At 69.4% G+C, this 8803-nt stretch carries 10 protein-coding genes and 1 pseudogene; 2 read left to right on the top strand and 9 right to left on the bottom strand.

Going from position 1 to position 8803, the window contains the following annotated elements:
* Positions 1-133: 133 nt before the first annotated feature.
* Positions 134-532 (top strand): DUF5994 family protein, encoded by a 399-nt coding sequence (locus tag H4N64_RS39375; RefSeq protein WP_186287420.1) that lies wholly within the window; start codon positions 134-136, stop codon positions 530-532.
* A 30-nt stretch (positions 533-562) separates the two neighbouring features.
* On the opposite strand, the gene H4N64_RS39370 is transcribed toward H4N64_RS39375, so the two are convergent.
* From H4N64_RS39370 to H4N64_RS39340, 7 genes and pseudogenes are all read right to left on the bottom strand, one after another.
* Positions 563-1009, bottom strand: coding sequence for a DUF5994 family protein (locus H4N64_RS39370; RefSeq protein WP_336246927.1), 447 nt, complete (start codon positions 1007-1009; stop codon positions 563-565).
* Positions 1010-1243: 234 nt separating this feature from the next.
* Positions 1244-1402: a hypothetical protein gene (locus H4N64_RS39365; RefSeq protein WP_186287419.1), complete on the bottom strand. Its 159-nt coding sequence runs from the start codon at positions 1400-1402 to the stop codon at positions 1244-1246.
* 42 nt (positions 1403-1444) lie between these two features.
* Positions 1445-1933: an Asp23/Gls24 family envelope stress response protein gene (locus H4N64_RS39360; protein ID WP_186287418.1), complete on the bottom strand. Its 489-nt coding sequence runs from the start codon at positions 1931-1933 to the stop codon at positions 1445-1447.
* A 439-nt stretch (positions 1934-2372) separates the two neighbouring features.
* On the bottom strand, positions 2373-2645 hold the full coding sequence (locus tag H4N64_RS39355) for a hypothetical protein (protein WP_186287417.1): 273 nt from the start codon (positions 2643-2645) through the stop codon (positions 2373-2375).
* Between the two features lie 131 nt (positions 2646-2776).
* The gene (locus tag H4N64_RS39350; RefSeq protein ID WP_222109937.1) at positions 2777-3136 is read right to left on the bottom strand and encodes a DUF5994 family protein; all 360 of its coding nucleotides are present in this window, start codon (positions 3134-3136) and stop codon (positions 2777-2779) included.
* 118 nt (positions 3137-3254) lie between these two features.
* Positions 3255-3455 (bottom strand): annotated as a pseudogene (locus H4N64_RS39345) (DNA polymerase III); the annotation flags it as partial.
* A 318-nt stretch (positions 3456-3773) separates the two neighbouring features.
* Positions 3774-4181, bottom strand: coding sequence for a MerR family transcriptional regulator (locus tag H4N64_RS39340; RefSeq protein WP_186287416.1), 408 nt, complete (start codon positions 4179-4181; stop codon positions 3774-3776).
* Between the two features lie 49 nt (positions 4182-4230).
* Here H4N64_RS39340 and H4N64_RS39335 point away from each other — a divergent pair, with 49 nt between their 5' ends.
* Positions 4231-5115 (top strand): NAD(P)-dependent oxidoreductase, encoded by an 885-nt coding sequence (locus tag H4N64_RS39335; RefSeq protein ID WP_186287415.1) that lies wholly within the window; start codon positions 4231-4233, stop codon positions 5113-5115.
* A 641-nt stretch (positions 5116-5756) separates the two neighbouring features.
* Here the strand turns inward: H4N64_RS39335 and H4N64_RS39330 are convergent.
* Together H4N64_RS39330 and H4N64_RS39325 are read right to left on the bottom strand one after the other, a co-directional pair.
* A complete protein-coding gene (locus tag H4N64_RS39330; RefSeq protein ID WP_186287414.1) occupies positions 5757-7328 on the bottom strand; it encodes an amidohydrolase in 1572 nt (523 codons plus the stop codon).
* The gene (locus H4N64_RS39325) at positions 7325-8791 is read right to left on the bottom strand and encodes an APC family permease (RefSeq protein WP_186287413.1); all 1467 of its coding nucleotides are present in this window, start codon (positions 8789-8791) and stop codon (positions 7325-7327) included. Before H4N64_RS39325 ends, H4N64_RS39330 begins: the two co-directional genes overlap by 4 nt.
* Between the last annotated feature and the right edge of the window lie 12 nt (positions 8792-8803).

Genomic DNA, 8803 nt, shown 5'->3' with positions numbered 1-8803 from the left:
GGCTGCCGTCATCCGCCTCCTTGAACGCCTCGGCTGGGTGCACGACGTGCGCTGGCCCACTGCGGACCGGGTCGCGGCCCGTCGCGCCTGACACCGACCACTCAATCTCTTAAGGCAGTTGGCAGGAGCCTTCATGACCACCGCACTGCAGTCCCCGATTCCCTCCCACCCCCTCCTCCGGCTGCGTCTCGCATCCCGCAGCGGCATGCCCCGGCCCATCGACGGAGCGTGGTGGCCTCGCTCATACGACCTGCTCGCGGAACTCCCGTCGCTGCTCGCCGGGTTGCCTCGCGCATGGGGCCACATCACCAGCGTCACCGTCAACGGGGCGACATGGTCCGCGGCGCCCGGCCGGATGCTCGTCTCCAACCAGGTCGTACGACTGCGCAGGACCGTGGCGGCATCCGCCCAGCATACGATCGTCCTGCTCGCCCCCGGCCGGGGGCGCTGGGACCTGCTGGTCGTGCCTCCGGATACGACCGAGGAGACCGCGGAACCGCTCATGGCGGCCGCGGCAAGGGGCCGCGACTGATCCAACGGCCAGGTTCGGCGACGACGACCGTCACATCCCCACCATCAGTCGCCCGGGCCGGCCGGTGGTGGCCTCGCACGACGAGGAAGTTTCGCCGGCCTGTTCCGCCGCCATGAGGGCGGTCGCGGTCGTCGGCGGGCCGGTGTTCGCGCTCGCGGCGGCCATCAGCCGGGCGGCCGAGGGGGCGCCCGTCTCCGGGGGGATCACCAGGAGGTCCCAGCGGCCCGCGGTGTAAGACAGCAGCAGGATCTTGTGCGGATCCTGCTCCGACGTGAACCAACCGACCTTCACCACATGGCCGTTGACGAAGATCTTGCGCGGGAGTGTCGGCCAGTAGCGCGGGTTGACGGCGATATGGGTGATCCGTCCCCACAGCGGATCCAGTACGTCCGCCAGAGCGGAGAGTTCGTGTGTCAGGTCACGTGACCGAGGCCACCAGGCGCCGTCCAGCTCGACGTGCCCTGGTGAAGGACTCACGGGTTTCAGCGCGAGGCGCGCGGTCGGGGCCCTGAAGGGAACGGCCCGTAGCGGGGGAGGAGAGGTGGTCGCGGACATCGCGCGAACCCGTCTCCGGACCTCTGCGCGAGCGCAGCTGCCCGGTGTCGTTGCTCACTGGGAACGACACCGGCATCGGAGCCGGTGTGCGAAATGCTCCCGATGCATTCACGCTACTCCCCGAAGAGGCCGAACGGACCGCTCCTGGACGTCGGCTCACTGTTGTCGGCGGTCGTCCTCCGAGCAGCGGCTGGTCTCACCACCGCCGGTTGCCGTGCTCGCGGGTGTGGAAGAGGTCGCCGAGTTCCCCTCACCGTCGGCGAACCGTCCGGCGAAACCCAGCGCCATCCCGGTGAACAGGCCAACCGCGGCCATACCCCTCGCGCGCTCCTTGCTCGCTTTGGCTCCGGCAAGCGATTACTCGAGCCGCCGCTCTGGTTGTTCCTCGTCCTCGTCGAACACATGCACATCGCCGACCGCGATGTTGACCTCGATAACTTCCAGACCGGTCATCCGCTCGATGGCAGCGATCACGTTCTCTCTGACGTCGCCCGCGACCTCGATGATGGAGACGCCGTACTCGACGACGATCTCCAGGTCGACCGCGGTCTGTACCTCGCCGACCTCGACCTTCACCCCGCTGGTGACGGACTTCCCGCCGGCACCGGGCATACGTTCACGCATGGCCCCCATGCCACGGGCGAACCCACCGCCCATGGCATGGACGCCCGGCACATCCCGGGCCGCCATCCCGGCGATCTTCGCCACCACACCGTCGGCGATCGTTGTATGGCCGCGCGACCCCGGATCGCTGCCGTGCGGCACCCCCGCACTCTTCCCGCCGCGCTCGCCCAATGATCCCGCGCGAGGGGTCGCGGGCCGGTTCGGCAGTCCGGTATCCGTCATCTTCGGTCACCACTTTCCGACGCAACAGCCAGCCTGTCGTGCCCCTTCCTTTCCCTTCACGCTAACGGCGAGTGCCCGACCTCGCTCAGGCAAGTGGCATGTGAGCGATGTCGGGCATTGCGCCACCATCACCCCGATGAGCAGCAGAGAAACAGCACCACGTCAGCCTCCCGGCATCAGTGGCGGACCGGTCGCTGTCCGCCGTCCACGTAGACGACACGCTGATCTCTCGGCCCTTCGGGTCAAACGACGAAGCAGTTGCATGCGCCGGTGACGCAACGGCCCCGGCGTATACACACCGGGGCCGCCCTTCCGGGTCGTTGCACGTGAGAGTGCGCCGACCCACTCACCAGGGTATGCCCGGGACGTCATTTCAGTCATATGGGAGGACATGGCCGTCATGTGACCGGCAGGAGCCCTGAGGGCGGCCCGTGCCGTGTCAGTCGCTGTCCTTCTCCTCGGTCTCCATGAGCTGGATCCCCTTGTGCGTCAGTGTGGCCATCGCGGGTGTGTTTCCTCGCGCCCAGTCGACCTGGATCAGTCCCTCGGCCGCCAAGTACGTGCAGGCGGCGGCCAGGTCCTCCTCGGGCATGGAGAGGTCCTCGCGCAGCTGCGCCCCGGTGAGGCCGAGGAGGCGATTGCCTTCCATGGCCTCGTACAGGCTCTTCATGATCGCCTCGCGGTAGTGCTGCCGCTCGTGCAGTGTCGCCATGGTCGCCTGCCTCTCGTGCCGGCACTGACGGAAACCCGGACGTCCGGGGCGGTATCCACCTTCCCCCGCTGAGGGTCGTCTCCTCGGAATTTCGTCCGGCTGTGTGTGATCGTCCCCGGAGGACTGGCTGGTCACGGGACGACCTGCATCAGGTGTGTCGGTGGGTGTGACGGCCGTCGCCCCAAGAGGATCACTTTGTTCGGGTCCTGTTCGTCGGCGAACCAGCCGACATGCACCGTGTGCCCCGCGACGGGGACCTTGCGTGGGATGACGGGCCAGTGGGCCGGGTTCACGGTGACGTGGGTGATCCGGCCCCAGCACGCGTCCAGCGCGTTCGTCAGAGTGAGGATCTCCCGGAGGAGATCACGGGAGCGGGGCCAACAGGCACCGTCCAGGAGAGCTGGAACCGAGCCGGTCGGGGCCAGGGACAGCCTGGCCGACGCCGAAGGCAGGCGCTCTTTGATGATCGTAGGTTCGATGGTCGCGGTCATGACGCGGACCTGTCCCCGGCCTCCTCCTGGAGGCCGGCGTTGTTGCTCGCTGGGAACGACACCGGCGTGGTGGCCGGTGTGCGAAGTACTCCCGTTCGCTTCACTCTACGCCGCTCCGAGGCCCCGGATCGCACCCCGGATTGAGCAGTGTCGAGAACTCCCCGGTCTGCTCGCCGTCCGGACCGATCGTGATCACCGCGACGGACAGCACGCGATCCCGCCGGGCAATGAGGCCCGACGTCTCCACATCAACCAAGGCCCAGTCGTGGGCGTAGTCGCCCGTGGCGGGCACATCGAAGGAGGCGGAGACGAGACTCATGGCGGCAAGGATGATCTGATATCCAGCCCTCCTTCAACCTGTATGCCGATTTGCCCCCATCCAGACAGTCGTGACGACGTGGTGGCCCCGCGCGTCGACCGCGGAGAGACCGCACCGAAACTTCGGGAAGAACACCCGCCGAGGGCCGGACAAAATCGTCTCCAGCCGGACACCTGCTGACTTCGCCAGGGGTTCATCCGCATCCGCGAAGCCGCTCCGCCGAGCTCGATAAACCGCCTTTGACCAGCCAAAACGCCCTCCCAATGGGAGGGCGGAGACTGGGCGCCCCCGGAAGGACTCGAACCTGCGGCCAAGCGCTTACGCGGGGACGGATACCACGTCGGCACCGTCAAAGGGTGGATAGCTTTCGCTGCCCATGCGTTCAGCGGCGTCAATGTATTCGGCAAGCGCGTCGCGGGACTGCGCGAGCCTCTCCAACTGATCGTTGAGCCGCTGAAGCCGTGACCGCATCGCCGCCAACAGCTCCGGGCATCCGGGCAGTTCCGGGGCCTCGCCGATGGCGCAGGGGAGCAGGTAGGCGATGTCCTCCGTGGACAGCCCGGCACCGAGCAGGTGCCGGATCTGCTTCACCCGCAGCACGGCCTGCTCGTCGTACTCGCGGTAGCCGTTCGCGCCGCGCGCCGGCTCCAGCAGGCCCTGGGCCTCGTAATAGCGCAACTGATGGGCGTTGACGCCCGTCCGGCGACTCAGTTCCCCGATCCGCATCGCGACCTCGCTTGACCTTCACACCGGTATCAACGTTGACGATGCTGCCATGAACGACAAGGCCGAAACACCCGTGACAGTCATCGGACTTGGCCTGATGGGCCAGGCACTCGCGCGTGCGTTCCTGAAAGCCGGACACCCCACGACCGTGTGGAACCGCACCACCTCCAAGGCCGACGAATTGGTGGCCGAGGGCGCGCGGTTGGCGCCCACCATCGGCGATGCCCTCAAGGCCGGTTCCCTGACGATCATCTGCGTCACCGACTACCGGGCCATGCACGAGCTGCTCGGCGCGAGCGATATCGACCTGGACGGCAGGACGTTGATCAACCTGACCTCGGGCGACTCGGCCCAGGCCCGCGAAGCCGCCCGATGGGCCGAGCAGCGCGGCGCCCGATACCTGGACGGCGCCATCATGGCCATCCCGTCGGCGATCGGAACCACCGAGGCGATGATCCTGCACAGTGGGCCCCAGCCGGACTTCGAGACGCACAAGCCGACACTCGACGCGCTCGGCACCGTCACCTACCTCGGCGGGGACCATGGACTGGCGTCCCTGTACGACGTGGCCGGCCTGGCGATGATGTGGAGCATCCTGAACGCCTGGCTTCAGGGCACCGCCCTGCTCCGCACAGCCGGCATCGACGCCGCGACGTACGCACCGTTCGCGCGGCGGATCGCCACCGGTGTGGCCGAATGGCTGCCTGGATACGCCGAGCAGATCGACAGCGGCTCCTTCCCGGCCGAGGTGTCCGCCCTGGAGACCGACGCGCGGGCCATGGCGCACTTGATCGAGGAGAGCGAGGCGGTGGGCGTCAACGCCGAACTACCGAGGCTGATCAAGGCGATGGCGGACCGGGCCATCGCCGCCGGACATGGCTCCGAGCAATATCCCGTACTGATCGAGGAGTTCAGCAGGCCCCGCAACGATTGACCGGCCCGGACAGCGGATCTGGGCTCTTGCGGTGGGAACCCGGCTGTGCCCCTGCTACAACAGGCTGTACGGGTGTGGTGACGACGGAGGGCCCCGTTGGACCGAGATGGAACTCGCCGTCGCCGCAGCCGTCAACAACGACCTGGGCGGACGCCGACAGCAGGCGCAAGTCAGACAGTCACTGTCGCGGCGCACAGAAGCTGGCCGACCGCTCGAAGACCTCCCGCGCCATACGATCGTGCGCCCGACTCTTCTCCGAGTACCGCTCGTCGGAGACGCCGTCGATCCGCGGGGGAGGTGTGCGGTCCGTTACGACGTACAAGGACACCTGGTCGTACTCGACACCCCTGTCAGGGGTGCTGAGCCGCGTCACATGCTCGACCGCCGCCCGCTCGGTACGGCTCCCGTACCGAGCGACGGCGGCCTTGAACCTCTCCGCGCTCTCCGGGCGGCGACCAGCGCGGCAGCCGATTCGACGGTGTGGGCGGGGTACACCTGGATCCCCTCGCAGGTCGCCGTGGCCTTGTCCGTGCCGCAACCGGTCAGAGCCAGGAGCGCGACCGACACCCCCACCGCACGACGAAGCTCCCCCCATACCCCAGCCCTACCACCTGTCGAACGACTGAACGATCTTGAGGATCTTAGACGTTGTCCCGATGCACGACATGACCACCGGTCACCGTCAGCCGTACCGGCGCATCGGCCACCTCGTCAGCGGGTGCTTCGACCGGGTCGACGGCCAGTGCCGTCAAGTCGGCTCGGCAACCGACCGCGATACGTCCGGCGACGTCCGCCTCGCCCGCCGCCAGCGCCGCATGCGCGGTGCAGCCCTCCAGGGCCTGGAGCCCGGTCAGGCCCGCCCGCGCCGAGGCCGCTCCTCGGGGCGCCTGCGCCATGGCGAGTACGGCGCGTGCGTCGAAGTGGGCGATCGGCCAGTCCGAACCGAGCGCCACGACCGCCCCGGCGTCCCGCAGATCCCGCAACCGCCAGGCGCGGGCGGCCCGTTCACCGCCCAGCCGTAGCGACCACTCGTCGGACCGGTCGGCGCGGGTGTAGGCGGTGTGCGGTGGCTGCATCGAGGCGATGACCCCGAGTCGCGCGAAGCGGGGGACGATGTCGTCGGGTACCGACTCGATGTGCTCGACGCGGTGCGCGAGGCGCCCGTCCGGCCCCAACGACTCGACCGTGTCCAGGACATGGCGTACGGCCGCGTCCCCGATGGCGTGGGTCGCCGTCCGCACTCCGGCGCGGTGCAGATGACGTACGGCGTCGCTGTACGCGACCGGGTCCGGCCAGAACGCCTCGGTGCCCTGACCATGGAAGTCCGGGTGCTCCAGCCACGCGGTACCGCCCTCGACGGTGCCGTCCATGAAGAACTTCACCCCGCCGACCCGCCAGTGCCGCCCACCCCGGCGCTGCCACGCGACGAGTTCCTCCAGCGTCTCCTCGCAGGCGCCCGGCATGCACCACGGGGCGAACCGCAGCCGCACCGGCAGGACCGTGTCCTCGGCCACGGCACCCACCAGCTCCAGGTCCCCGAGGTCCATGACATGGGCGCCGGTGAGCCCGGTCGCCGCCATCGACGCGAGCAACTCCACCAGCCGCGCCCGCCGTTCGTCGTACGACGGACGGGGCATGACCTGGGCCACCAGGTCCATGGCCGCATGCTCGACCAGATGCCCGGTCAGCCGTCCGTCGGCGTCGGTGGCGAGGTGGGAGCGCTGGGCGAAGGTGCGCGGGCCGGTGACGCCCGCCGCCGCGAGCGCGGCACCGGTGACGAGCGCCGAGTGTCCGTCGTAGAGGCGGAGGAAAGCCGGTGCGTCCTGTACCGCGTCCTCGATCAGGGAGCGGTCGAGCGGGCGGCCGCCGAAGGCGTTGTGGTTCAAGGCGTAGCCGATGACCCAGCCGTCGATGCGCGAGGCGGAGGCGAGGGCTGCCCGCAGTCCGTCGAGGTCGCGGACGGCGGAGAGGTCGGTTCCGGTGGTCATCTCCAGGCCCCACACGGGGTGGCTGTGTGAGTCCACCAGGCCTGGTGTCAGGCAGGCTCCGGCCAGGTCCACGACCTCGGTGGCGGGCCCGGTCCAGTCCCGTACGTCGTCGGCGTCCCCGACCCCGACGATCAGCCCGTCGCGCACGGCCACCGCGGAGGCGTGAGCGCGTTCGGGGTCGAGAGTGCGGACACGGGCCCCGGTGAGGACGAGGTCGGCGGTCATGCAGGCTCCTTGAGGGGCTGTGCCGGCTCCGGCTCGGTGCCGAAGCGTGCGTAGATGTCCGGGCGCCGTTGTCGCAGTCGGCGGGCCAGCGCGAGGCCGATAAGGAAGACGATCGGCACCAGCGCCGCCAATGCGGTGTTCACGGTCGTGGACGCACCGGTGAACAGGTCGAGGTGGGTGATGACCAGGACGATGGCGGTCGCGAGGAGCACGGCCGCCGTCACCGGGGCCGCGACCGTCCGCAGAACACCTTCCCCATGGCTGACCCGTCGGAAGTACAGGGGGATGGCCAGCGCGGCAAGCAGTTGCAGCGCCAACAGGCCCAGCATCCCTGGGGTGTTGACCCACAGCAGCAGTTGCCCGTACGGGTCGGCTCCCGCCGCCGCGAAGGCGAGGACGACGGCCGCGCCGAGGACGGTCTGGGCCAGGCCCGCGACGTACGGGGAACCGTGCCGGGGGTGGACCCGGGCCAGCGCCTTGGGCAGGACGCCCTCCTCGGCGAGTGCCAGGGCATAGCGGTTGATGGCGTTGTGGAAGGCCAGCAGGGACGCGAGCACGCTGGTGACGATCAGGACGTGCATGGCGTCGGCCGCCCAGTCCCCGACGTAGGTGGTGATGGCGGCGAAGAACAGCCCGGCGGGATCGGCGCCGGCGGCCGCGACGACCTCCGCGTCGCCGAAGGCCTGGATCGCGATCCAGACGACGAAGGCGTAGAAGAGGCCGAGGAATCCGACGGCGACATAGGTGGCGCGGGGGACCGTGCGGTCGGGGTCGCGGGCCTCGCGGCGGTAGATGACCGTCGACTCGAAGCCGGTGAAGGCGGCGAACGCGAAGGCCAGGACCGCCGCCGTGCCGGGCACCAGCACATTGCCGGGCGTGAAGGAGGCGAGGGACAGCCCGCGGGCGCCGCCATCGGCGAGTACGCCGATGGCGAGGAGGACGAGGATGCCGGTCTCGGCGATGAGCAGGACGCCGAGGAGCTTGGCGCCGAAGTGGATGGAGCGGTAGCCGCCGTACCAGATGAGCAGGAGACCGGCGAGGGAGACGGGCAGCCAGGGGATGTCGGCGCCGAGCAGGGCGTGAGTGGTGTCCTGGGTGGCGGTGCCGAGGAGGCCGTAGACGCCGATCTCCATTCCGTTGTAGCCGATGAGCGCGAGGAGGGCCGCGCCGATGCCGGCGGCGGGGCCGAGGCCGCGGGTGATGTACGCGTAGAAGGCGCCGCCGCTGCTGACGTGGCGGCTCATGGTGGTGAACCCGACGGCGAACACGGCGAGCGTGATCCCGGCGAGTAGATAGCCCACCGGGGCCCCGATCCCGCCGAGCAGGATGGCCAGCGGGGCGACCCCGGCCATCACGGTCAGCGGGGCGGCGGCGGAGACGACGAAGAAGGCGATGTCGGAGGTGCCGAGGGCCCCGGAGTGCAGGGCGGGAGCGTCACTCGGGGCGGATCTGGCGACGGGCATGGGCAGGCCCTT

The organism is Streptomyces cupreus, from assembly GCF_014257025.1.
Classification (GTDB): domain Bacteria; phylum Actinomycetota; class Actinomycetes; order Streptomycetales; family Streptomycetaceae; genus Streptomyces; species Streptomyces cupreus.
The sequence above is the reverse complement of the archived record's forward strand: the minus strand, read 5'-3'. Positions and strand labels throughout refer to the sequence as shown.

What these genes read in the sequence shown, in the direction of transcription:
- H4N64_RS39365 (WP_186287419.1), bottom strand. Translation starts at nt 1,402, where the DNA reads ATGGCCGCGGTTGGCCTGTTCACCGGGATGGCGCTGGGTTTCGCCGGA.
- H4N64_RS39360 (WP_186287418.1), bottom strand. Translation starts at nt 1,933, where the DNA reads ATGACGGATACCGGACTGCCGAACCGGCCCGCGACCCCTCGCGCGGGA.
- H4N64_RS39355 (WP_186287417.1), bottom strand. Translation starts at nt 2,645, where the DNA reads ATGGCGACACTGCACGAGCGGCAGCACTACCGCGAGGCGATCATGAAG.
- H4N64_RS39350 (WP_222109937.1), bottom strand. Translation starts at nt 3,136, where the DNA reads ATGACCGCGACCATCGAACCTACGATCATCAAAGAGCGCCTGCCTTCG.
- H4N64_RS39375 (WP_186287420.1), top strand. Translation starts at nt 134, where the DNA reads ATGACCACCGCACTGCAGTCCCCGATTCCCTCCCACCCCCTCCTCCGG.
- H4N64_RS39335 (WP_186287415.1), top strand. Translation starts at nt 4,231, where the DNA reads ATGAACGACAAGGCCGAAACACCCGTGACAGTCATCGGACTTGGCCTG.
- H4N64_RS39330 (WP_186287414.1), bottom strand. Translation starts at nt 7,328, where the DNA reads ATGACCGCCGACCTCGTCCTCACCGGGGCCCGTGTCCGCACTCTCGAC.
- H4N64_RS39325 (WP_186287413.1), bottom strand. Translation starts at nt 8,791, where the DNA reads ATGCCCGTCGCCAGATCCGCCCCGAGTGACGCTCCCGCCCTGCACTCC.
- H4N64_RS39340 (WP_186287416.1), bottom strand. Translation starts at nt 4,181, where the DNA reads ATGCGGATCGGGGAACTGAGTCGCCGGACGGGCGTCAACGCCCATCAG.